Annotated in this window: 19 protein-coding genes and 1 pseudogene; 13 read left to right on the forward strand and 7 right to left on the reverse strand. The window is 67.5% G+C overall.

Annotated features, from left to right (window positions below):
* Positions 1-61: 61 nt before the first annotated feature.
* A pseudogene (locus A5681_RS20180) lies at positions 62-892 on the forward strand (LCP family protein); the annotation flags it as partial.
* On the opposite strand, the gene A5681_RS20185 reads toward A5681_RS20180, so the two are convergent.
* The gene (locus A5681_RS20185; protein WP_067279216.1) at positions 889-1,710 is read right to left on the reverse strand and encodes a glycerophosphodiester phosphodiesterase; all 822 of its coding nucleotides are present in this window, start codon (positions 1,708-1,710) and stop codon (positions 889-891) included. The pseudogene A5681_RS20180 and the gene A5681_RS20185 overlap by 4 nt on opposite strands.
* Positions 1,707-2,753: a DUF4328 domain-containing protein gene (locus tag A5681_RS20190; RefSeq protein ID WP_082968456.1), complete on the reverse strand. Its 1,047-nt coding sequence runs from the start codon at positions 2,751-2,753 to the stop codon at positions 1,707-1,709. The genes A5681_RS20185 and A5681_RS20190 overlap by 4 nt, the downstream gene beginning before the upstream one ends.
* A gap of 759 nt (positions 2,754-3,512) precedes the next feature.
* On the opposite strand from A5681_RS20190, the gene A5681_RS20195 reads away from it, so the two are divergent.
* The 8 genes from A5681_RS20195 (at position 3,513) to rraA (ending at position 8,935) form a co-directional block, all read left to right on the forward strand.
* Complete coding sequence (locus tag A5681_RS20195; RefSeq protein ID WP_067279219.1) at positions 3,513-4,136, forward strand: superoxide dismutase; 624 nt, start codon at positions 3,513-3,515, stop codon at positions 4,134-4,136.
* A gap of 192 nt (positions 4,137-4,328) precedes the next feature.
* Complete coding sequence (locus tag A5681_RS20200; RefSeq protein ID WP_046186040.1) at positions 4,329-4,862, forward strand: hypothetical protein; 534 nt, start codon at positions 4,329-4,331, stop codon at positions 4,860-4,862.
* Positions 4,863-5,475: 613 nt separating this feature from the next.
* Positions 5,476-5,874 carry a helix-turn-helix domain-containing protein gene (locus A5681_RS20205; RefSeq protein ID WP_067279222.1) on the forward strand — a complete coding sequence of 133 codons (399 nt, stop codon included), beginning with the start codon at positions 5,476-5,478 and terminating at the stop codon, positions 5,872-5,874.
* Between the two features lie 139 nt (positions 5,875-6,013).
* On the forward strand, positions 6,014-6,670 hold the full coding sequence (locus A5681_RS20210; RefSeq protein ID WP_067279225.1) for a DUF6474 family protein: 657 nt from the start codon (positions 6,014-6,016) through the stop codon (positions 6,668-6,670).
* A gap of 23 nt (positions 6,671-6,693) precedes the next feature.
* Entirely contained in the window at positions 6,694-7,371 is a 678-nt protein-coding gene (locus A5681_RS20215) for a YcnI family protein (protein ID WP_067279270.1), read from the forward strand.
* Entirely contained in the window at positions 7,368-7,877 is a 510-nt protein-coding gene (locus A5681_RS20220) for a copper resistance CopC family protein (protein ID WP_067279228.1), read from the forward strand. The genes A5681_RS20215 and A5681_RS20220 overlap by 4 nt, the downstream gene beginning before the upstream one ends.
* A 97-nt stretch (positions 7,878-7,974) precedes the next feature.
* Positions 7,975-8,430: a nucleoid-structuring protein H-NS gene (locus A5681_RS27995; RefSeq protein WP_067279232.1), complete on the forward strand. Its 456-nt coding sequence runs from the start codon at positions 7,975-7,977 to the stop codon at positions 8,428-8,430.
* Positions 8,431-8,455: 25 nt separating this feature from the next.
* Positions 8,456-8,935, forward strand: coding sequence for a ribonuclease E activity regulator RraA (rraA, locus tag A5681_RS20230; RefSeq protein ID WP_067279235.1), 480 nt, complete (start codon positions 8,456-8,458; stop codon positions 8,933-8,935).
* Here rraA and A5681_RS20235 read toward each other — a convergent pair.
* A complete protein-coding gene (locus A5681_RS20235) occupies positions 8,932-10,401 on the reverse strand; it encodes a flavin-containing monooxygenase (protein ID WP_067279237.1) in 1,470 nt (489 codons plus the stop codon). The two genes, rraA and A5681_RS20235, sit on opposite strands and share 4 nt — an antisense overlap.
* Before the next feature lie 76 nt (positions 10,402-10,477).
* Between A5681_RS20235 and A5681_RS20240 the strand changes: the two genes are divergently transcribed.
* From A5681_RS20240 to A5681_RS20250, 3 genes are all read left to right on the forward strand, one after another.
* The gene (locus tag A5681_RS20240; protein WP_067279240.1) at positions 10,478-11,119 is read left to right on the forward strand and encodes a TetR/AcrR family transcriptional regulator; all 642 of its coding nucleotides are present in this window, start codon (positions 10,478-10,480) and stop codon (positions 11,117-11,119) included.
* A 156-nt stretch (positions 11,120-11,275) separates the two neighbouring features.
* Positions 11,276-12,481 (forward strand): DNA polymerase IV, encoded by a 1,206-nt coding sequence (gene dinB / locus A5681_RS20245; protein ID WP_067279245.1) that lies wholly within the window; start codon positions 11,276-11,278, stop codon positions 12,479-12,481.
* Between the two features lie 151 nt (positions 12,482-12,632).
* Positions 12,633-13,385: a YoaK family protein gene (locus A5681_RS20250; RefSeq protein WP_067279247.1), complete on the forward strand. Its 753-nt coding sequence runs from the start codon at positions 12,633-12,635 to the stop codon at positions 13,383-13,385.
* A gap of 9 nt (positions 13,386-13,394) precedes the next feature.
* Here A5681_RS20250 and A5681_RS20255 read toward each other — a convergent pair whose 3' ends face one another.
* Positions 13,395-14,402, reverse strand: coding sequence for a PHP domain-containing protein (locus tag A5681_RS20255; RefSeq protein ID WP_067279250.1), 1,008 nt, complete (start codon positions 14,400-14,402; stop codon positions 13,395-13,397).
* 25 nt (positions 14,403-14,427) lie between these two features.
* Positions 14,428-14,856, reverse strand: a complete 429-nt coding sequence (locus A5681_RS20260; RefSeq protein WP_067279253.1) for a hypothetical protein — start codon at positions 14,854-14,856, stop codon at positions 14,428-14,430.
* A 51-nt stretch (positions 14,857-14,907) separates the two neighbouring features.
* Here A5681_RS20260 and A5681_RS20265 point away from each other — a divergent pair, with 51 nt between their 5' ends.
* The gene (locus A5681_RS20265; protein ID WP_067279257.1) at positions 14,908-15,759 is read left to right on the forward strand and encodes an LLM class F420-dependent oxidoreductase; all 852 of its coding nucleotides are present in this window, start codon (positions 14,908-14,910) and stop codon (positions 15,757-15,759) included.
* A gap of 394 nt (positions 15,760-16,153) precedes the next feature.
* Here A5681_RS20265 and A5681_RS20270 read toward each other — a convergent pair whose 3' ends face one another.
* On the reverse strand, positions 16,154-17,620 hold the full coding sequence (locus tag A5681_RS20270; RefSeq protein WP_067279260.1) for a glutamate synthase subunit beta: 1,467 nt from the start codon (positions 17,618-17,620) through the stop codon (positions 16,154-16,156).
* Positions 17,613-22,196 (reverse strand): glutamate synthase large subunit, encoded by a 4,584-nt coding sequence (gltB, locus tag A5681_RS20275; RefSeq protein ID WP_067279263.1) that lies wholly within the window; start codon positions 22,194-22,196, stop codon positions 17,613-17,615. The genes A5681_RS20270 and gltB overlap by 8 nt, the downstream gene beginning before the upstream one ends.
* Positions 22,197-23,001 lie beyond the last annotated feature (805 nt).

The following is a 23,001-nucleotide window of genomic DNA, read 5'->3' on the forward strand; positions in this document are numbered from 1 at the left end:
CCGGCGGGGGCGCCCCGCGCCGAATGACCTGTGACGGCTCGGTGCGCGGTTCGGGAGGCTCTACCCCGGACGGCCCGCGCACGGCCGCGGCACCAACTGGTTGCTTGTGGGCTCGGACAGCCGCCAGGGACTCAGCCCCGAGCAGCAGGAGGACCTCGCCACCGGCGGCGACATCGGCAGCAGTCGCACCGACACCATCCTGCTGGTGCACCTGCCCGCGTTGTGGTCCGGCGGGCGGGTGACGTTGGTGTCGATACCGCGCGACTCCTACGTTCCGATCCCCGGCCACGGCAAGGACAAGATCAACGCCGCCTTCTCGATCGGCGGGGCATCCCTGCTGACGCAAACGGTGGAACAGGCCACCGGGTTACGCCTGGACCACTACGCCGAAATCGGATTCGGCGGATTCGCCGGCGTGGTCGACGCGCTCGGCGGGGTGACGGTATGCCCGACGACGCCGCTCAACGATCCGTTGGCCGGCATCGACCTGCCCGCGGGTTGCCAGAAACTCAACGGCCGCAACGCCCTTGGCTACGTCAGGACGCGCGCCACCCCCCGAGCGGACCTGGACCGGATGGTCAATCAGCGCCAGTTTGTGGCGGCGCTGCTGCACGCCGCCGGTCGCCCCGCGGTGTGGCTCAATCCATGGCGCTGGTACTCGGTGCCGCGCGCGACGGCCGACGCCCTGACCGTTGACCGCGGCGACCACGTGTGGGACCTGGCCCGCCTCGGCTGGGGGCTGCACGGCTCGCCCACGACTTTGACCGTCCCCATCGGCGAATTCACCAGTGGCGACGTCGGATCGGTGGTGGTGTGGAACCACGATGAGGCGAGCCGGCTGTTCGAGGCGCTGGCCGCCGACGGGCCCGTGCCCACGGCTCCGCCGGACTAGCCGCCCGCGCCGGCCCGCCCGTTCTCCAGGTAGGCCTTGGTGCGGCCGGGGTGATGGGTGGCGAGCCAGGCCACTCCGACATCCCGGCAGAAGTCGAGGTCTTCGTACTCGTCGACGTTCCAGCAATACACGGCGCGGCCCTGGGCGATCGCGCGATCGGCGAGTTGCGGATATTCCTTCAACGTCGACAGTGAGGGCCCGACGGCGGTGGCCCCGACGGCGGTGGCCGCGCCGCTGGTCAGGTAGCGCGCGGTCTTGCCGAGCAGCACGGTCGGCAGCAGCGGCGCGGCTCGGCGGATCCGCCAGACCGCGGCCGCGGAGAACGACATCACCACCGCACGCGACCGGTCGGCGGAGGCGGGCGCGGCAATGCCGAACCGGTGCAGCAGCGCGAGCAGCTTGGTTTCGACCAGAGAGCCGTACCGCACCGGGTGCTTGGTCTCGATGAAGAGCTTCACCGGCCGATGCCAGTCCAGGACGAGCGACACCAGGGCGTCCAGCGTCAGCAAGCTGGTGTCGCCGTGCGTGCCGTCTTCCCGCCAGCTGTCGTGCCACGCCCCGTACTCGAGCTCGCGCAACTCGGCGAGGGTCATGGTGCTGACCAGGCCGGCCCCGGTCGACGTCCGGTCCAACCGGCGGTCGTGGACACACACCAGGTGGCCGTCCCGGGTCAGCCGCACGTCGCATTCCACGCCGTCGGCGCCCTCTTTGAGCGCGAGATCATAAGCGGCCAGCGTGTGTTCGGGCCGCGCCGCCGATGCGCCGCGGTGGGCCACCACATAGGGGTGCCCGGCGAGCACCTCCTCGGCCCACGTCATACGCGTAATGCTGCCGCTTCCTGCCCCTCCAACTCAACCGGACCCGGCGTCGGCGCCCGATCTTCGGAGACCACCACCCAGCGGTGCGCCGGACGTTCGACCGGTTTGCGCTCGAACCCCTCGAAGACCCGCGCCGCCGCGGCGACCGTCAGCGCCGCGAGCAAGTAGGCGAAAACCATCGTGATGGTGTTGTTCGCGATGCCTTGGGCGTCCCTGGCGAAGCTGGTCGCCATGGCGAAGACCGAGACCAGATAGCTGGCGACCCACGCGAGCCACCACTCGACGATGGGGCGGCGGATCCGCGCGTAGTGCTCCTCCAGGATCGCCAGCTCGATCACGTAAACCGGCGCCCACAGCAGGTTGGCCAGCGGCACCACGCATCCCGCCCACAACGCCCGAGTCGATCGCGGCTCCGGCAGGCCAAGATGCGCGAACACCGCCGCGCGCCGGGCGATCAGCCAGAGAATGAGCATCGCCCCCGACGCGAGCACCGCCGCGATCGCGGCCACGCTGGCCAGAACGCCGAGCCAGTCCGCGCCGGCCGCGACCCAGGAGTTCAGCAAGGTGTTCCGGTTGACGATCAGTAACACGTAGCGCACGACATAGATCAGGGCGGCGATGCCGAGCACGAGGACGCTCACGAACAACGTGGTGCGAATCATCGGTGTCGATGGCCCGGGCCGGGTGGGAGCTCCGGCCGTCGCGGCCGTCGGCTCGACGCGATCGGCCAGACCCCATCGCGGCATCACGGCGTAGCGCGGAGTCGGGCCGAGGGGACGCCGCCCGCGCCGGGGAGGCGGCGCGGCGCCGGGACGGACCGCGATCCAGCGAAAGCCCGGCGGCAGCCTCGGCGGGGTGCGCTGCCAACCCCTGCCCGCGGCCGGTCGGCTCGCAGGCGCGGCATTGAGCGGGCCCCACCGTGGGTCGGGCGCCGCCGTGTCCACCAGCGGCGCCATCAGGGCTCCCCGGCAACGCGGACACCACTCGCGCTGCCGTTCACGCACGTTCCACCGAGTGCCGCATTGGGAGCACACCTGGATCACCGGACCAGCGTAGCCTCGCGACGATGGGCTCCGCGTGCGGCGAGCTGTGGGGGGCCGCAGGGCGCTCAGGAATGGCTCGAGCCGAGCCGTCGGCTATCTATTCGCCGGTCCCGACTATCCACAGTTTCCACAGGTTTATCCACATGCGGGTATTGGGTAAGGGAAGCGTTACTACAGCTTTATCGGCTAGCCGTGGTTGCACATGTGGATAACACCGCGGCGTTTACGCACGCGATAGACAGCCCAGAACGGTCGTTGAGCGAAATGGATTGTCTTGCTAAGCATCATCAGGTTGCGCTGTGGCCCGCCCCGCGATGGCGCCCTCGACGGTCAGCGGCAACCCGCAGCTCAGAGTGTCATTTTCCAAGCCCGTCTTGAAGCGCTATGATCGCGTTCGCGCAAAAATATTTGTGACTCACCTCACTACCGCGAGGTGAGGAGCGGGTGAAAGGCGGTTGATGGCCACGCATTCGTTCGGTCCGGGTTCCCCGGCCCCATCGAAGTCGTACTCGGGCTCGCCCGCGTGGAATCACAGCTATAGCGTCGCGGCGTTGCGCGCCGGGCTCATCGCGCTGGCGTTGCTCGCGGTTCTGCTTCTCATCGTTCTGTCTTGAATCGACGCTGAACGGGTATTCGCCTTCCGGCTCATCGCGGTCATTCTTGCGGTCCGCGCAGTCATGGAGCAGGGTTGTCTACGGCTGGCTGCCGCTTGGCAGGCCCGCGTATGAGCGTTAGAAGACAATCGAAGAAAGGAACGCCGTGGCTGAATACACCCTGCCCGATTTGGACTGGGACTACGCAGCGTTGGAACCGCACATCTCTGGTCAGATCAACGAGATCCATCACAGTAAGCACCACGCCACGTACGTCAAGGGCGTGAACGACGCCGTCGCCAAACTCGAAGAGGCGCGCGCCAACGATGACCACGCCGCGATCTTCCTGAACGAAAAGAACTTGGCGTTCCACCTCGGCGGCCACGTCAACCACTCGATCTGGTGGAAGAACCTGTCGCCGGACGGCGGCGACAAGCCGACCGGAGAGCTGGCCGCCGCGATCGACGACGCGTTCGGGTCGTTCGACAAATTCCGCGCGCAATTCAGCGCTGCCGCCAATGGGCTTCAGGGCTCGGGCTGGGCGGTCCTGGGCTATGACACCCTCGGAAACAGGCTGCTCACCTTCCAGCTCTACGACCAGCAGGCCAACGTCCCGCTCGGCATCATTCCCCTGCTGCAGGTCGACATGTGGGAGCACGCCTTCTACTTGCAGTACAAGAACGTCAAGGCGGACTACGTCAAGGCGTTCTGGAACGTCGTCAACTGGGCCGATGTGCAGAAGCGGTACGCGGCCGCCACGTCGAAGACCAACGGATTGATCTTCGGCTGACTCCGGTCTTTATCGGCACGGGCGTCGCGCGGCCGCGCGGCGCCCTTGTCGTTTGCGCGGTTGCGAATTGGGCATTCCGAGAACATGTGCGCCTTTGGCCGTGTCGGGTTGCACGGCACCGAACCCGCAGGCATCCTTGATTATTCGAGTTACCAGCGTGGTTAATCGGACGGAGGCGTCGCGGAGGTCGAAATGGAGACTGGGTCTGACCGCCCAATAGGGGTTTCCCCTTTCCATGCTCGTGGTGCCCTGAAAGGGTTCGTGATTTCCGGGCGTTGGCCCGATTCGACCAAAGAGTGGGCCCAATTGCTGATGGTTGCGGTGCGGGTCGCGTCATTGCCCGGATTGCTCTCCACGACAACGGTGTTCGGCGCCCGCGAGGAACTGCCCGAGGAGCCCGAGCCGGGTACGGTCGGCCTGGTGCTCGCCGAGGGCACGGTGTTCGGTGAATCGGCAATACAGCCAGGCTATTTCGCCGACCATCAGCCCCCCGCGCTGCTGATGTTGCACCCGCCCTCGGAGACCACGCCGTCCCTGCCGGAATGCAACGGCGCGGCGTCGGGATGCGTCCTGCTCCCCGGATTGCCATACCTGGGACTCGAGCATCGAGCGGCCTGGGTGGAAGCGGAAGCCGACGGCACGATCACGTCGATGGTCAGCCGCGTGGGAGTCGATCCCATCAGCCATCCCGATACCGCCATTCTGGCGATGCTGCTCGCGGCATAGCCATTTACTTCGGCGTGAATTAGAAGATCGACGTCTTTTTCAGCAGCAGTCGCGCGCGAACGTGTGCCCGCCGGAATCGGGGTGAACGACGCTGCATAACCGCCCGCGACCGCTTTGCGGCGCGCCGCCGCGGGCCATTCACTTCCCTGGATTCGGTACTCGAAGGCCGGCGCGACGGCACCGCAGATGCGGCCGTCGCGACGGTGCCGCCGAACCCGGATTCACTTATCCGGGCGGTTCGGAAGGGCGTTTTCCGCCCACAGATGGCGTCCGACAGCAAATAAGGCGTTAAGCAATCATAAATTGCTGTCCGGTTGCGGTGCGACCGCCCAGCACGCGCCCATCCTACACTTGGCCCGCCCCGCCGCGTCCGGCCCGCCACTTTGGAACGGATGTCGAATTCTGCGGATAACCTGTGAGTTTCGCCGATTTAGTGGACACCCCAGCGAATCAGTTGGACGCTCGTCAAGTGCGGTATCGGCAAGCACCAGCTACGCCTGGACCGAATCCGGGGGGGTTTGCACCTGTTTCCGGACACAATCCCCCGCTACCATGATCAGCAAATACACCTAGGTAATAGTTCACTTCTACAGCCCAGTGGAGGTCATATCCAATGAGCACGACGTTCGCTGCTCGCCTGAACCGCCTGTTCGACACGGTGTATCCCCCGGGACGGGGACCCCACACCTCCGCTGAAGTGATCGCGGCGCTCAAGGCGGAGGGCATCACGATGTCGGCTCCCTACCTGTCGCAGTTGCGTTCGGGGAACCGCACCAATCCGTCGGGGGCGACCATGGCCGCGTTGGCCAACTTCTTCCGGATCAAGCCGGCCTACTTCACCGACGACGAGTACTACGAGAAGCTCGACAAGGAGCTGTCCGTCCTCGCCACGATGCGCGACGACGGTGTGCGCCGCATCGCGCTGCGCGCATCCGAGTTGTCCCCCGAGGCCCAACACGAGGTCATGCAGCGGGTCAACGAGCTGCGTCGCGCCGAGCACCTAGACGCCTAGCGGGAGCCCGGGCCCTCGCCCGGCCGCCCCGGCCCCTACCTGGAGGCCTCCGGCCCGCCCATTCCGATTAGGGTTGGCTCACGGGATCGCGCACGCCCGAGAGCGATAGTCCACGAGAGACCGGGGAGGCGGCGAGGGTATGGGCCTGTTCCGCAAGCGAAAGAGCCGCGCGACGCGTCGCGCCGAAGCCCGTGCGATCAAGGCTCGCGCCAAGCTGGAGGCCAAGCTCGCCGCCAAGAACGAGACCCGCCGGTACAAGGCCGCCCACCGGGCGGAGGCCAAGGCCCTCAGGGCGCAGATCAAGGCGCAGCGGGACAGCGACCGCAACGCGCTGAAAGTCGCCGAGGCCGAACTCAAGGCGGCGCGCGAAGGCAAGATCTTCTCGCCGACCCGGATTCGCCGTGTGCTCACGGTGTCCCGGCTGCTCGCGCCGATCCTCACGCCCGTCATCTACCGGGCCGCCGTTTCGGCGCGCGCCCTGATCGATCAGCGTCGCGCGGATCAACTCGGGATCCCGCTGGCACAGATCGGACGGTTCTCCGGCCACGGCGCGCAGCTGTCCGCCCGGATCGCCGGGGCGGAAAGGTCCCTGCGGACGGTGCAGGACAAGAAGCCCAAGGACGCCGAAACGCGGCAGTTCGCGTCGGCCATCACCGAGCGGCTCACCGACCTGTCGGCGGCTGTCACCGCCGCGGAAAACATGCCGGCCACCCGCCGCCGGGCGGCCCACGCGGCGATCTCGGCGCAGCTCGACGGCATCGAGGCGGACCTGATGGCCCGGCTCGGGTTGAGCTGATCAACCGAATGCGGCGGTCCGGCATGTCGATCCGAGCGCGGCGGCTGGTTCGGCTCCCCGTCGCGGCGGCGGCCGCCCTCGCCCTGTACGCCGCGTCGGCGGCACAGCTTCCAGCGGCGTGGGCGCACGTCCACGCCAGCAGCGACAACGCGGTGCGCGGCGCGATGGCGATCGTCACCTTCCAGGTCCCCAACGAATCGAACGCGGGCGCGCTGACCACCGCGCTGAGCGTCGCCCTGCCCAATGTGGCCGCCGCGAGCACCGAAAGCGCCCCGGGATGGACCGCCAGCTTGGATCGCGACGCGGCATCGGGCGCCGTGCGCTCGGTGACGTGGACGGCCGCGCCGGGCGGGGGCATCGGGGTCGATCAGTTCGCGCTGTTCCGCGTCTCGATGAAGCTGCCCGACACCGATACCGTCAGTTTCCCGGCCACGCAGACCTATTCCGATGGCACGGTCGTCAAGTGGGATCAGGCGCCGCAACCGGGCGGCGGTGAGCCGGAGCAGCCGGCGCCCACGCTGACGCTTGCCGCCGGACCGATGGCGGCCCACGGCCACCACCCGCCTTCGGCCACGGCCGACCAGGCGTCCGCCCCGCCGCCGTCGAAACCCGCGGACAACACCGCCCGGGTGTTGGGCGGTGCGGCCCTGGTCGTGGCCGCGCTGGGGCTCTGCCTTGCGCTGATCCGCCGCCGGGCATGAGGCGGTTGGCGATTGCCGCATTCGTCGGGGCCTTGTGGGTGATCGCGACGATGACCGCTCAGGTGGCGTCGGCGCACGCCGCCCGCGTGGCCACCGATCCGGCCGACAACGCGGTCCTCGCGGCGGGTCCCGAGCGGGTGAGCGCCACGTTCAATGAACAGCTGCAGACCACCTTCGCGGCCATGACCGTCGTCGGGCCCGATGGCAACGTGTGGTCCGCCGGCGAGCCGACGGTCCACGGCGCGGTGGTCGGCGTCGGCTTGCGCCCGCTGGGACCGGCCGGGACCTACACGGTGAACTATCGGGTCACGTCCGCGGACGGTCACGTGGTCTCCGGATCCTGGTCGTTTCGGCTGACGGTCCCCGGCACGGGCACGCCGGGACCGCCGGCCGCCGGTGGCACGGCCGGGGGCCGGGATTCGGTGGTCCCGGTCTGGCCGTTCGTCGTGGTGGCGGTGGCGCTGGTCGCCGGGGGCGCCCTGTGGGCGGTGCGCCGCCGACCGTGACCGGCGGCAAAGGCACCCGCGTGCGTGCTGGCATGATGGGTCCGAAGAACCCGCGTGGGCTAGAGAACTACTGAGAGATTGCTCGAGGAGCGGCCGCATGGCAGACCCGCAGGATCAACCCAATAGCGAGCCCGACGGCGAACCCACCCCGCCGCCGGAGAAGCAGCCTCCGGCCAAGGCGGCCAAGAAGGCCGCGAAAGCCCCCGCCAAGAAAGCCCCCGCCAAGAAAGCCCCCGCGAAGAAGGCGCCGGCCAAGAAAGCCCCCGCCAAGAAAGCGCCGGCGAAGAAGGCTCCCGCCAAGAGCGCCGAGCCCCCGGCAAAGGCCCCCGCGCCAGCCCTCGAGGTGCAGCAGCGAATCGAAAGCAACGGTGACCTCGCCGCGGCCGCCAAAGATGCAGCCGCACAAGCGAAATCCACTGTGGATGCCGCCAACAACCCGGTCTCGCCCGACGCTCCGATGGAGGTCCTCACCCAGTCCCGGTTGCCGTTGATCGTCGCCCTGGCGGTCAGCCTCCTGGCGATCCTGTTGATCCGGCAGCTGCGGCGCCGCTGACCGCCGACCCGCTACGGTGTCAGACGTGACCGTGTCATTTCAGCCCACCGCCGACCTCGTCGACGACATCGGCCCCGACGTACGAAGCTGCGACGTCCAATTCCGCCAGTTCGGTGGCCGGTCGGAATTCGCCGGACCCATCAGCACGGTGCGCTGTTTCGAAGACAATGCGTTGCTGAAATCGGTGCTCTCCCAGCCAGGTGCGGGCGGGGTATTGGTCATCGACGGCGGCGGCTCCCTGCACTCGGCACTGGTCGGAGACGTCATCGCCGAGCTGGCCCGCTCCAACGGCTGGGCGGGTCTCGTCGTCAACGGTGCGGTGCGGGACGCCGCCGCGCTGCGCGGCCTCGACATCGGCATCAAGGCGCTGGGCACCAATCCGCGCAAGAGCACGAAGACCGGTGCCGGTGAGCGCGATGTCGAGATCACGCTGGGCGGGGTGACCTTCGTTCCCGGCGAGATCGCCTACAGCGACGACGACGGAATCGTTGTCGTCAGACCCTAAACCGCAACGGGCGCACGCTTCTTCGCGAATCGCAGGCCCTCGTCGGCAACCTTGCCGCGCCGAATCGTGCGCATGTCGAAGAAGTAGTTCTGCTTGAGCCGCCATGGCGCGCGCGACCCCGACTTGGGCAGCATGTCCATCGCCCGCTGGAAATAGCCGGGGCTGAAATCCATGAACGGCAGTTCATCGACGTCGTCGCCGGGATGCTGCGGTTCGACGAAGTCAAACCCGTTGGCGTCCATGTAGTTCAGCAACCGGCAGACGAATTCGGAGACCAGGTCGGCCTTCAGCGTCCATGACGCGTTGGTGTAGCCGAAGGTGATCGCGAAGTTCGGCACGCCGGAGAACATCAGGCCCTTGTAGGTCATCAACGACGTCAGCTCGATCGGCTCACCGTTCCTGGTGGGCTTCACACCGCCGAGCAGCTGCATGTTCAAACCCGTTGCGGTGATGATGATGTCGGCCTGCAGCTCCTCACCCGAGGTGAGTTTGATGCCCGTCTTGGTGAACCGTTCGATCGTGTCGGTCACCACGTCCGCCTTGCCATGCCGGATCGTGCGGAAGAAATCGCCGTCGGGCGCCAGGCACAGCCGCTGGTCCCAGACGTTGTACCGCGGCCCGAAGTGCTTTTCGACGTCGTAGCCCTCGGGCAGGCGCCGCTTGGCCATCGTCATCAACGTCTTGCGCATGTAGGCGGGCGCCTTCCGAGACAGCTGATATTGGAAGGTGCTGAACGCGATGGCTTTCCACCGATTCGCGACGTGCGCCAGGCGGTCCGGCAGGAGCCGGTTGGCGCGTTCGGCGAACGGATCGACCCCGGGCAGCGAGCCGATGTAGGTCGGCGAGCGCTGCAGCATCGTGACGTGACCGGAGCCAGAGTTCACCAACGCCGGGATCAGGGTGATCGCGGTGGCGCCGGAGCCGATGACGATGATCTTCTTGCCCGTGTAGTCCAGGTCCTCCGGCCAGTGCTGCGGATGGATGATCCGGCCCTCGAAGTCGTCGGCGCCCGGGAAGGTCGGCGAGTAGCCCTCGTCGTAGTTGTAGTAGCCGGTGCACGCGAACAGGAACGAGCAGGTGAGTTCGCGCTCCTGACCGTCCGACTCGACGGTCAGGGTCCACCGGTTGTCGGCGTCGGACCAGTCGGCGGCCAGGACGCGCTGACGGTAGCGGATGTGCCGGTCGATCTTGTTCTCGACCGCGGCCTCCCTGATGTAGGCCTTGATGTCGGGGCCATCGGCGATCGACTTCGCCGAGAGCCAGGGCTTGAACCGGAACCCGAGTGTGAACATGTCCGAGTCCGACCGGATGCCCGGATATTTGAACAGGTCCCAGGTGCCGCCCAGGTCGTCGCGCCGTTCGAGGATCGCGTAGCTCTTGGTCGGGCAGCGCTCCTGCAGGTGCCACGCGGCGCTGATGCCCGAGATACCGGCGCCCACGATGATCACGTCAAGGTGCTCAGTCATGGGGCCACGTTATCAACGGCATGTCGACATAGTCAACAGGGTGTCGAACATTTCGACACGGTGTAAAGTAGCGGCCGTGACTACCGCAGGCCAGACTCGCGCCCTGCGCGGCCGTCGTGCCATCCGACCCTCGGGCGACGACCGCGAGCAGGCCATTCTCGCGACCGCCGCGCGGCTGCTGGAAGAGCGGTCGTTCGCCGATATCTCGGTCGATGACCTGGCCAAGGGTGCGGGCCTGTCGCGCCCGACGTTCTACTTCTATTTCAAGTCCAAGGAAGCGGTGCTGCTGTCGCTGCTGGAACCGGTGATCGCGCGCGCCGACTCGGAGTTCGACGGCGCGGTGCAGCGCCTCCCGGAGGATCCTCGCCGGGTGTGGCGAAACGGCATCAAGGCGTTCTTCACGGCGTTCAGTACGCACCGCCGGCTGGCCCGCGCCGCGACCGAGGCGCTGGCTACCAGCTCCGAGCTGCGCGTGGTGTGGTTGGGCTTCATGCAGAAGTGGATCGATCAGACGGCGGCCATGATCGCCGCGGAACGCGTGCGCGGCGCCGCGCCGGAGACCATTCCTGCCGTGGACCTCGCAACCTCGCTGAACCAGATGAACGAGCGCACCATGATGGCGGCGTTGTCCGCCGAGACGCCGGCGGTTGACGAGGATCGGGTGGTCGACACGCTCACCCACATCTGGGTCACCAGCATCTACGGCGAATCCGGCTAAGTGGCGATCGCAAGCGCGGCGTAGCCGGGCGACGCGGGTCGCCACCATCGGCCAAGTGGCGATCGCAAGCGCGGCATAGCCGGGCGATGGGGGCACCTCCCGCTTGCGGGGGACGGGTCGCCACCACCGGTAGTCGTCACCGGCGCGTGCGAACATATGTTCGTGCGGTGTGAGGCGTCCATCCTGCACGCGGACCTGGATTCGTTCTACGCGTCCGTGGAGCAGCGTGACGATCCGACTTTGCGCGGCCGCCCGGTCATCGTCGGCGGCGGGGTCGTTCTTGCCGCCAGCTACGAGGCCAAGGCCTACGGTGTGCGCACCGCGATGGGCGGCGCGCAGGCGCGAGCACTGTGCCCGCAGGCCGTCGTCGTCCCGCCCCGGATGAGCGCGTACAGCCGCGCCAGCGACGCCGTGTTCGAGGTGTTTCGCGACTGCACGCCGATCGTGGAGCCGCTCTCGGTGGACGAGGCGTTTCTCGACGTCAGCGGGCTGCGTCGGGTGTCCGGGACGCCGGTGCAGATCGCCGGGCGCCTGCGCGCCGACGTGCGTGACCGCGTCGGCCTGCCGATCACCGTAGGCATCGCCCGGACGAAATTCCTCGCCAAGGTCGCCAGCCAAGAAGCCAAGCCCGACGGGCTGCTGCTGGTGCCGCCGGATCAGGAGCTCGCCTTCCTGCGTCCGTTGCCGGTCCGGCGGTTGTGGGGGGTGGGCGCCAAGACGGCCGAGAAGCTGCACGCCCACGGGCTCGTGACTGTCGCCGACGTCGCCGAGCTGAGCGAGTCGACGCTGGCCTCGCTGCTGGGTGGCGCCATGGGGCGCCAGCTGTTCGCGCTGTCCCGCAACATCGACCGCCGCCGGGTGACCACCGGTGTGCGGCGCCGGTCCGTCGGGGCGCAGCGGGCGCTCGGCCGAGCCGGCAACACGATGTCGGCCGACGAGATCGACGCGGTGGTGATCAACCTGATCGACCGCATCACCCGGCGGATGCGTGCCGCCGGGCGCACCGGCCGCACGGTGGTGCTGCGGGTGCGCTTCGACGACTTCGGGCGGGCGACCCGGTCGCGGACGCTGCCGTGGGCGACGTCGTCGACGCAGCCGATCCTGGCCGCCGCGCGGGGTTTGGTCGCCTCGGCCGCTCCGCTGATCGCGCAGCGCGGGCTGACGCTGGTCGGGTTCGCGGTGTCGGGGATCGATCGCAGCGGTGCCCAGCAGCTGGCGCTGCCCTTCGACGGCGACGACAATCGGCTCGCCATCGACGCGGCGATCGACCGGGTGCGCGATCGGTACGGCAAGTCGGCCCTGACGCCCGCGGTTTTGGTCGGCCGCGATCCGGGTATAGAGATGCCGCACCTTCCCGACTGACGGGTTGAGCGTGCTTTCACCAATCGTTTTCTCCCACATGACTTTTCGATGATTTGAGGTTGATTTGAATGGGCCTCGCGGCCCCGCTTGCCCGACGTCCCGGTTGTTAGGCTGACGAAAACCCGACCTCGAAAGTGAGCAACTGAACCCGATGCCGCCGCCGCATCAAGTCCGCGACACCGGCCTGCCCCGCGAGGGTCTCCTGCTCGGCTACAGCGCCCTACTCGCCTTATCGGCGGGCTTCGTCAACGCCGTGGCGCTGCTGATCTTGGCGCTGCCCGTGGGGAACCTGACCGCGATCACCACCCAGCTGGGCATGAACACGGCCAATCCGTGGCTGTACGAAGGCCACGTGCTCGGCGCGATCTTTGTGGGCTTCCTGACGGGAGCGACCGCGGCCGGGGGGATCCTCGCACCCACCGATTCCCTCGCGGGCAAACGCCACGCCGCGGTGCTCTTCCTCGAGGCGGCCTTACTTGTGCTTGCCGCGGCCGGAGTCGAGGAGACCATCGTCAAGGCACAGATCGACGCGTTGGGGATCGAGCAGACCGCGGTGCAGGCGCTGTTCGCCGCCGCGGCCCTCGGCCTGCAGAACGGGATGACTTCGAGCTTCCGCGGAATGGCGATCCGCACCACGCACTTCACCGGAACCGTCACCGACCTCGGGCTGATCCTCGGTCGCAGCCGGCTGGATGGCATCAAGAGTTGGAAAGCCGCGATCCTGGCAACCACGCTGCTGCTCTTCCTCGGCGGCGGCGTGGCCGGGATCGTGTTCGGCGCCCGATTGGGGGGCTACGCGTTGCTCATCCCTGCCGCGATCTGCGCGACCGTCGCCGCCGCCAACCTGCTCCAGGGCGCCGACCGCACCGAGGAAGCCGAGCACGCCGAACCGCTACGGGTCTGAGCGGCCGGCTTAATTCGAGCCCGTCCACTCCAGCAGCTTGTCGACCGGCCAGGTGTTGACGATCCGGTCGACGGGCACCCCCACGTCCAGGGCGCGCTGCGCGCCGTAGCCGAGGAAGTCCAGCTGGCCGGGCGCGTGCGCATCGGTGTCGATGCTGAACACGCAGCCGATTTCGAGAGCCAGCTTGAGCAGCCTTGTCGGCGGGTCGCGTCGTTCGGGCCGCGAGTTGATCTCCACCGCGGTGCCATTCTCGCGGCAGGCGGTGAACACCGCCTCCGCGTCGAACTTCGACTGGGGACGGATGCCCCGATTGCCCGATACCAGCCGGCCGGTGCAATGGCCCAGCACGTCGGCGTGCGGATTCGATACGGCACGTACCATGCGCCGCGTCATCGCCGCGGCATCCATCGACAGCTTCGAGTGCACGCTGGCCACCACCACATCAAGCCGCTCGAGCAGCTCGGGCTCCTGGTCGAGGCTGCCGTCCTCGAGGATGTCGACCTCGATGCCGGTGAGAATGCGCATCGGCGCGAACTGGTCGCGCAATTTGTCGATGACGTCGAGCTGCGCGCGCAGCCGCTGCGGCGACAGCCCGTTGGCGATCGTCAGCCGCGGCGAGTGGTCGGTCAGCGCGCAATACTCGTGCCCCAGCGCGGACGCCGTCGCCATCATCTCGTCGATCGGCGCCGACCCGTCCGACCAGTTCGAATGCAGATGCAGATCGCCGCGCAACGCCGCGCGGATGTCGCCGCCACCGAGATCCTCGGCGCCCGAACGTAATTCGACCAGAAGGTCGGGCTCGCGCCCGGACCAAGCCTGGTCGATGACCTTCGCGGTCTTGGGTCCGATGCCGGGCAGCGACTGCCAGCTGTTGGCCTGGCCGTGCCGCTCCCGAGCCGCGTCGTCGAGCCCCTCGACGATGTCGGCGGCGTTGCGATACGCCATCACGCGCCGGGGGTCCTGGCGGCTGCGGTCCTTGTAGTAGGCGATTTGCCGCAAGGCCTCTACGGGATCCATGACTCCAGTGTGCCTGGCCGGACCATCAGAACTGTCCGGCGACGAATCCGGCGAACAGCACGCCAAAGCCCCCGATCTCGCCGGCGATGAGCAACGCCATCAGGACCGCGGTCCCGGGGACGGGGTTCTCGAATTGGTTGACGGTGTCACGCCGCGCCCCGTGCCCGATGTAGCTGAGGATGGCGCCGACGAAAAAGAAGACGACCACCCCGGCGGCGGTCAGGTTGACCCACGCCGGCCACGCGCTCAGCTCGACGAAGACCGCCAACAGCAGCGTCGCGAAGGAGTAGAGCAACGCCGCCCGGTGCGCGATGTCGACGTAGGGATGGGCGCGGTGGTCGTCGGCGGCCATGATCTGCCGGTACTTCCAGACGCCGAGGACCAGCGCAAGCAAAAAAATCAGCCCGGCCGCCAGCAGCGTGACCTTGGTGTCGAGTCCGAGGGAGTGGTTCATCGCGCGCCTGAGTTTAGTTGCCCTTCATAAAGATCGACTAACGTCGATTTCATGCGATTCGCCTTCAAGACCTCACCCCAAAACACCACCTGGACCGACATGCTCGCCGTCTGGCAGGCCGCCGACGACATCGACGTTTACGAGTCCGGGTGGACCTTCGACCACTTCTACCCGATCTTCTCCGACAGCAGCGGGCCCTGCCTGGAGGGCTGGACGACGCTGACCGCGCTGGCGCAGGCCACCAAGCGGTTGCGCCTGGGCACCCTGGTCACAGGCATCCACTACCGCCACCCCGCCGTGCTGGCCAACATGGCCGCCGCGCTCGACATCATCTCGAACGGGCGACTCGAGCTGGGTATCGGAGCCGGCTGGAACGAGGAGGAGTCGGGCGCCTACGGCATCGAGCTGGGCAGCATCCGAGAACGCTTCGACCGGTTCGAGGAGGCGTGCCAGGTGCTGACCAGCTTGCTCAGCGAGGACACCACCGACTTCGACGGCAAGTACTACCAGCTCAAGGGCGCCCGCAACGAGCCCAAGGGCGTTCAGCGCCCGCACCCGCCAATCTGCATCGGGGGCAGCGGGGAGAAACGAACGCTGCCGATCACCGCGCGCTACGCGCAGCACTGGAACTTCGTCGGCGGCCCACCCGAGGTGTTCGCGCACAAGCGCGACGTGCTGGCCGCCGAGTGCGACAAGATCGGGCGCGATCCGAAGGAGATCATGCTCTCGGCCCACCTGCGCCTGGACGAACAACGCAACTACCAGCAGGTGATCGACGAGGCAGCCGCGCTGGCGGCCGAAGAACTCGACCTCGGCATCGTCTACATCAACCCGCCCCACGACCCGGGCGTCCTGGAACCGCTGGCCGAGACCATCCGCGATTCGGGACTGCTGGGTCGATGAACCCGGTCACCGCGGACATGCGCGGTGCCGAGCACCTTCCCCCGTTTTGCTCCGCTGAGCAAACCCCTCTGCGTCGCGCCCCATGGCGCGGGGCCGGTGGCTACGCCCCGAAGATCAGCAATTCGGCGGCGGTTACCAAGCGCTCGTGTTTAGCCGGGAACTCGCGGCTCTTCACCGGGTGACGAAACCAGGACCAGGCGATTCGCCCCATCCGTGATCGAGGTACTGGATTGATGTGCACAGTGATCACTCCTGCGATCGTTCCGCTCAGCTGAGGCCCCGATCTTTCGCCCGTGTGACGAAGCCCACAACGGGTTATTAGACACCCGCCGTCTGGCAAACGGTGGCAGACTCGCCGATTTTGGTGCGGGTGTTTCTGGAGTGACTTTTGTGACTACTGCAGCGGGACAGCGGTCGGCTTGACCGGCGCCGGCAGCGCCGTCGCGCCCATCAGGTACCGGTCCACGGCCGCAGCCGCGGCCCTGCCCTCAGCTATCGCCCAGACGATCAGCGACTGGCCGCGGCCCATGTCCCCGGCGACGAAGACCCCGGGTACCGACGTGTCGAAGTCGGCGCCCCGCGCCACGTTGCCGCGGTCGGTGAGCTTGACCTCGAGGTCGGTGAGCAGGCCCTCCCGTTCGGGGCCGACGAAGCCCATGGCCAGCAGAACCAGATCGGCTTCGAGCTCGAAGTCCGAGCCTTCCACCTTGACGAACTTGCCGTCCTGCATGGTGACCTCGTGCGCTTTGAGCGCCGTCACGCGGCCATCCTCGCCCATGAACTGCTCGGTGTTCACCGAAAACACCCGCTCGCCGCCCTCCTCGTGCGCCGAGGACACCCGGTACATCAGCGGGTAGGTCGGCCACGGGGTTGATTCGGCACGAGACTCCGGCGGGCGGGGCATGATCTCGAACTGGTGCACGACGGTGGCGCCCTGGCGGTGCGCAGTGCCCAGGCAGTCGGCGCCCGTGTCACCGCCGCCGATAATGACGACCTTCTTGCCCTTGGCGGTGATCGGGGGCTCCCCGTCGGGGCCGAGGACGTCGTCGCCCTCCTGCACCCGGTTGCCCCACGGCAGGTACTCCATCGCCTGGTGGATACCGTCCAGGTCCCGACCGGGGATGGGCAGGTCGCGCCCGGCGGTCGCGCCACCGGCCAGCACCACCGCATCGAAGTCGGCGCGCAGCTGTTCGGCGGTGATGTCGACCCCCACGTTGACACCGGCGCGGAACTCGGTTCCCTCGGCGCGCATCTGGTCCAGGCGCCGGTCGAGGACCCGCTTCTCCATCTTGAATTCCGGGATGCCGTAACGCAGCAGGCCGCCGATGCGGTCGGCGCGCTCGAAGACGGTGACGGTGTGGCCGGCGCGGGTCAGTTGCTGCGCCGCGGCCAAACCGGCCGGGCCCGAGCCCACCACTGCGACCTTCTTGCCGGTCAGCTTGTCCGGGGGCAGCGGCACCACGAAGCCTTCTTCGAAGGCGCGGTCGATGATCTCGAGCTCGATCTGCTTGATCGTCACCGGATCCTGGTTGATGCCGAGCACGCACGCCGGTTCACACGGCGCCGGGCACAGCCGGCCGGTGAAGTCCGGGAAGTTGTTGGTGGCATGCAGCCGCTCGATCGCGTCGCGCCAACGGCCCCTGCGCACCAGGTCGTTCCATTCGGGGATCAGGTTCCCCAATGGACAACCGTTGTGGCAGAACGGAATACCGCAATCCATGCATCGGGTCGCCTGCTCGCGCAGGGTCCCCTCGTCGAAGTCTTCGTAGACCTCGTGCCAGTCCTTCAACCGCAGCGGGACAGGCCGACGTTTCGGCAGTTCCCGGTGGGTGTACTTCAGGAAGCCGCTCGGATCAGCCATGCGCGGCCGCCATGATCGCCTTGTCCACGTCGATGCCGTCACGCTCGGCTTCGGCGATCGCCTGCAGCACCTTCTTGTAGTCGCGCGGCATCACCTTGACGAAGTGGCGCTGTTGCCCGCGCCAGTCGGCCAGGATCCGCTGGCCCACCGCGGAATCGGTGGCGTCGACATGCGCCTCGATGATCCCGTGCAAGAACTCGGCATCGTCGGAGTCCAGCGCCTCCATCTCCACCATTTCGATGTTGAGATTGTCCGGCAATTCCTCGTCGGGGTCGTAGACGTAGGCCACACCGCCCGACATCCCCGCGGCGAAGTTGCGGCCAGTGCGGCCCAGGATCACTACTCGACCACCCGTCATGTATTCGCATCCATGGTCACCAACACCCTCGACCACCGCGTGGGCACCGGAGTTGCGGACCGCGAAGCGTTCGCCGACCACTCCGCGCAGGAATGCCTCCCCGCTCGTCGCGCCGAACAGGATCACGTTGCCACCGATGATGTTGTCCTCGGCCACATAGTCCTGCGGGGCGTTGTCCGACGGCCGCACCACGATCCGGCCGCCGGACAGGCCCTTGCCGACGTAGTCGTTGGCATCGCCGTAAACCCGCAGGGTGATTCCCTTCGGCACGAAGGCCCCGAAGCTGTTGCCGGCGGAGCCGTCGAAGGTGATGTCGATGGTTCCATCCGGAAGGCCTTGGCCGCCATAGGCTTTCGTCACCTCGTGGCCGAGCATGGTGCCCACCGTGCGGTTGACGTTGCTGATCGTGGTGGAGAAACGCACCGGCTTGCTGGAATCGAGCGCCTCCCGGCTCATCACGATCAACTGCTGATCCAGCGCCTTGTCCAGGCCATGATCCTGCCGCGAGCTGCAGTACAGGTCCTGGTTCATGAACGCCGACTCCGGCTCGTGCAGCACCGGCGTGAGATCCAGCTTGTGGGCCTTCCAGTGCGCGCGCGCCAGCGTGGTGTCCAGCGCCCCCACCTGGCCGACGGCCTCGTTGAGGGTGCGGAAACCCAACTGCGCCATGTACTCCCGAACCTCTTCGGCGATGAACATGAAGAAGTTCTCGACAAACTCCGGCTTGCCGGTGAACCGCTCCCGCAGCAGCGGGTTCTGAGTCGCGACGCCGACCGGACAGGTGTCCAGGTGACACACGCGCATCATGATGCAGCCCGCCACCACCAGCGGCGCGGTGGCGAAGCCGAATTCCTCGGCGCCGAGCAGCGCGGCGATCATCACGTCGCGGCCCGTCTTGAGCTGGCCGTCCACCTGGACCACGATCCGGTCGCGTAACCCGTTGAGCAGCAGGGTTTGTTGCGTCTCGGCCAGGCCCAGCTCCCAGGGTGCGCCGGCGTGCTTCATCGACGTCAGCGGCGTCGCGCCCGTCCCACCGTCGTGACCCGAGATCAACACCACGTCGGCGTGCGCCTTGGACACACCGGCCGCGACTGTGCCCACCCCGTTCTCGGAGACCAGCTTCACGTGCACCCGCGCGGACGGGTTGGCGTTCTTCAGGTCGTGGATCAGCTGCGCGAGGTCCTCGATGGAGTAGATGTCGTGGTGCGGCGGCGGCGAGATCAGCCCGACGCCCGGCGTGGAATGCCGAACCTCGGCGACCCACGGGTATACCTTGTGGCCCGGAAGCTGGCCGCCCTCACCGGGTTTGGCGCCCTGCGCCATCTTGATCTGGATGTCGGTGCAGTTCGTCAGGTAGTGCGAGGTGACGCCGAACCGTGCGGAGGCCACCTGCTTGATCGCGCTGCGGCGCCAATCCCCGTTGGGATCACGGTCGAAACGCTTGACGTCCTCGCCGCCCTCGCCGCTGTTGGATCGCCCGCCCAGGCGATTCATCGCGATCGCGAGTGTCTCGTGCGCTTCGGCCGAGATCGATCCGTAGCTCATCGCCCCGGTGGAGAAGCGCTTGACGATCTCACTGGCCGGTTCCACCTCTTCGAGCGGCACCGGGGGACGCACACCGCCGCGGAACTTCAGCAGGCCGCGCAGAGAGGCCATCCGCTCGCTTTGGTCGTCGATCAGCCGGGTGTAGTCCTTGAAGATCTTGTACTGGCCGGTGCGGGTCGAGTGCTGCAGCTTGAAGACGGTCTCCGGGTTGAACAGGTGATACTCACCTTCCCGGCGCCATTGGTATTCCCCGCCCACTTCGAGCTCGCGGTGCGCCCGCTCGTCGCGGCGGTCCAGGTAGGCCAGTTGGTGGCGGGCGGCGACGTCGGCGGCGATGTCCTCCAGCGTGATCCCGCCGATCGGACAGCTCAGCCCCGTGAAGTATTCGTCGAGCACGTCCTCGGAGATGCCCACCGCCTGGAACAGCTGCGCCCCGGTGTAGGACGCCAGCGTCGAAATGCCCATCTTGGACATCACTTTGAGCACGCCCTTGCCGGCGGCCTTGACGTAGTTGTTCAGCGCCTTCTCGCGGTCGATCCCGTCGATCACGCCGCGGTCGAGCATGTCCTCGATCGACTCGAAAGCCAGGTAGGGGTTGATCGCCGCCGCCCCGCACCCGATCAGCATCGCCATGTGGTGCACCTCGCGGGCGTCACCGGTTTCGACGACCAGGCCCACGTGGGTGCGTGTCCGGTCGCGCACCAGGTGGTGGTGCACACCGGCGACGGCGAGCAGCGACGGAATGGGCGCCATCTGCTCGTTGGACTCCCGGTCGGACAGGATGATCAGCCGCGCACCGTCCTCGATCGCCGCCGACGCCTGCGCGCGCACGTCGTCGAGCGCCGCGGCCAAACCGGCGCCGCCCTCGGCGACCGGGTACAGGCAGCGAATCACCTTGGACCGCATGCCATGCGGGCGCCCGTTCACTTCGTCGTCGGGGTTGAGGTTGACCAGTTTGGCCAGCTCGTGGTTGCGCAGAATCGGCTGCTGCAAAACGATCTGGTGACACGAGTGCTCGGTCGGCGTCAGCAGGTCGCGCTCGCCGCCGGTGGTGCCCTGCAGGCTGGTCACCACCTCCTCGCGGATGGCGTCCAGAGGCGGGTTGGTCACCTGGGCGAACAGCTGCTGGAAGTAGTCGTAGAGCATCCGCGGCCGCTGCGAGAGCACCGCGACCGGGGTGTCGGTGCCCATCGAGCCGATCGGTTCGGCGCCGGTGCGCACCATCGGCGACACCAGGAGGTTGAGCTCCTCGTAGGTGTAGCCGAATGCCAACTGCCGCTTGACGAGTCGGTCGTGGGGCATCCGCACGTAATCGCCCTGCGGCAGTTTCTCGAGGGGAACCAGGTTGCGGTCGAGCCACTCCTGGTACGGGTGCTCGGCCGCGAGTTCGGCCTTGATCTCCTCGTCGGAGACGATGCGGCCTTGGGTGGTGTCCACCAGGAACATCCGGCCCGGCTGCAGCCGCATCCGGCGGACCACCTTGGCGGGGTCCAGGTCCAGGACGCCGGCCTCGGAAGCCATCACCACCAAGCCGTCCTCGGTGACCCAGATTCGCGAGGGCCGCAAGCCATTTCGGTCGAGCACGGCGCCCACAATGGTGCCATCGGTGAAGGTGATCGACGCCGGGCCGTCCCAGGGCTCCATCAGCGACGCGTGGTACTCGTAGAAGGCCCGACGCGCCGGGTCCATCGACTCGTTGCGCTCCCAGGCCTCGGGGATCATCATCAGCACCGCGTGGGCCAGGCTGCGCCCGCCCAGGTGCAGCAGTTCGAGCGCCTCGTCGAAGCGTGCGGTGTCGGAGGCGCCCGGGGTGCAGATCGGGAACAGCTTCTCGACATCGGCTTCCGTGCCGAAGATCTCGGTCTTGATCAACGCCTCGCGGGCCCGCATCCAGTTCTCGTTACCGGTGACGGTGTTGATCTCGCCGTTGTGGGCGACCCGACGGAACGGGTGGGCCAGCGGCCACGACGGGAAGGTGTTGGTGGAGAACCGCGAGTGCACGATGCCCAGCGCACTGGTCATCCGATCGTCTTGCAGGTCGAGGTAGAACGCCTTGAGCTGTGGGGTGGTCAGCATGCCCTTGTAGACCATGGTCTGACCGGAAAGGCTTGGGAAATAAACAGTTTCGCGCCCGGGACCGTCCTGGCCCGGCCCCTTGGTGCCGAGTTCGTGCTCGGCGCGCTTCCGGACCAAATAACAGCGACGCTCGAGTGTCATGTCCGAAGCGCCGGCCAGGAACACCTGCCGGAAGGTGGGCATCGCGTCGCGGGACAGCGCACCCAGCGACGAATCGTCGATGGGCACGTTGCGCCAGCCGAGCACCGTCAGGCCCTCGGCCTCGGCGATCTTCTCGACCGCGTCGCAGGCGGCAGCGGCGTCCTTGGACGACTGCGGCAGGAAGGCGATACCGGTGGCGTAGCTGCCCGGCTCGGGAAGTTCGAAGTCCACGACCTCGCGCAAGAACGCGTCCGGAACCTGGATCAGAATGCCGGCCCCGTCACCGCTGCGCGGCTCGGCGCCCTGAGCACCGCGGTGTTCGAGGTTGAGCAGCGCGGTGATTGCCTTGTCCACGATGTCGCGGCTACGACGGCCGTGCATATCGACGACCATGGCTACCCCGCACGAATCGTGCTCGAACGCGGGGTTGTATAACCCGACGCGCTTGGGCGTCATATGCACCTGACCCTTCACCTGAACGTTGCGAGCTGCCGTTGACGGCTGCCCCCGATGGGATCGCACCCGAAGGTTGCGGGCTGTGACCCCTCGGTCTTGTCTCGATAGGCTGTCCCCCAGGGCGGAGATGATCCTGTTAGGGATGCGTCCGTGCAGCGCTGAACGGTGGCCTGGAAACCGGTCTCGACAAGTCGTAAAACGATATGACAATACCCGCCTGACATGCCAACTTCGTCAAGTCTAACCGCCACCTGGCAGCGCCGTAAATTTCTCGGCGGCGAAGGCGCCGCAACCCGGCCGACGTGCCGTTTTGGGTCTGCAACTTGCGTCACAGCCGACCGGATCCTGCTGACCCCGCGCAGCGGATCGGACGCGCGTGGGAGTTTGCTGACGTGGGCCGAGGGTGTGCATCGCATGTGGCAGCCATCCCGCATGGTCGTGCTCAGGGCGCGGCCAACGCCGGCGCGGCCGCGGTGCAGTAAGCGCTGCTAAGTTTGCACGGTGGCAAACCGAGCCACGCAGGAGATACTGGACCGGTACTGGTCCCGTATCCGGCGTCGGTGGTTGGGCCGTGGCGCTTATCACTGGCGCCGGACGAACCACCTGAGCGCCGCTCGATCGCCTGGCACCCGAGGAGCCCATGAACGAGCGCGACGAATTCCTGCGGGACCGTCTGCAACCGCCGGCGGGCGCCCCGGCGGCGCGCCCGCCCGGTTCGCCGCCCAGAACCGTGCCGCCGCCTTCCCCGGTTCCGGCCGGCCAGCGCCCTGCGCCCCGCCCACCGCTGGCGGCCCAGCCGCAGGCC

It is taken from the genome of Mycobacterium scrofulaceum (assembly GCF_001667885.1).
GTDB classification, from domain to species: Bacteria; Actinomycetota; Actinomycetes; order Mycobacteriales; family Mycobacteriaceae; genus Mycobacterium; species Mycobacterium scrofulaceum_C.

Coding starts and splice junctions, on each gene's coding strand:
- A5681_RS20185 (WP_067279216.1), bottom strand. CDS start 1,710: ATGACGTGGGCCGAGGAGGTGCTCGCCGGGCACCCCTATGTGGTGGCC.
- A5681_RS20200 (WP_046186040.1), top strand. CDS start 4,329: ATGGAGACTGGGTCTGACCGCCCAATAGGGGTTTCCCCTTTCCATGCT.
- A5681_RS20205 (WP_067279222.1), top strand. CDS start 5,476: ATGAGCACGACGTTCGCTGCTCGCCTGAACCGCCTGTTCGACACGGTG.
- A5681_RS20210 (WP_067279225.1), top strand. CDS start 6,014: ATGGGCCTGTTCCGCAAGCGAAAGAGCCGCGCGACGCGTCGCGCCGAA.
- A5681_RS20215 (WP_067279270.1), top strand. CDS start 6,694: ATGTCGATCCGAGCGCGGCGGCTGGTTCGGCTCCCCGTCGCGGCGGCG.
- A5681_RS20220 (WP_067279228.1), top strand. CDS start 7,368: ATGAGGCGGTTGGCGATTGCCGCATTCGTCGGGGCCTTGTGGGTGATC.
- A5681_RS27995 (WP_067279232.1), top strand. CDS start 7,975: ATGGCAGACCCGCAGGATCAACCCAATAGCGAGCCCGACGGCGAACCC.
- A5681_RS20235 (WP_067279237.1), bottom strand. CDS start 10,401: ATGACTGAGCACCTTGACGTGATCATCGTGGGCGCCGGTATCTCGGGC.
- dinB (WP_067279245.1), top strand. CDS start 11,276: ATGTTCGTGCGGTGTGAGGCGTCCATCCTGCACGCGGACCTGGATTCG.
- A5681_RS20250 (WP_067279247.1), top strand. CDS start 12,633: ATGCCGCCGCCGCATCAAGTCCGCGACACCGGCCTGCCCCGCGAGGGT.
- A5681_RS20255 (WP_067279250.1), bottom strand. CDS start 14,402: ATGGATCCCGTAGAGGCCTTGCGGCAAATCGCCTACTACAAGGACCGC.
- A5681_RS20260 (WP_067279253.1), bottom strand. CDS start 14,856: ATGAACCACTCCCTCGGACTCGACACCAAGGTCACGCTGCTGGCGGCC.
- A5681_RS20265 (WP_067279257.1), top strand. CDS start 14,908: ATGCGATTCGCCTTCAAGACCTCACCCCAAAACACCACCTGGACCGAC.
- A5681_RS20270 (WP_067279260.1), bottom strand. CDS start 17,620: ATGGCTGATCCGAGCGGCTTCCTGAAGTACACCCACCGGGAACTGCCG.
- gltB (WP_067279263.1), bottom strand. CDS start 22,196: ATGACGCCCAAGCGCGTCGGGTTATACAACCCCGCGTTCGAGCACGAT.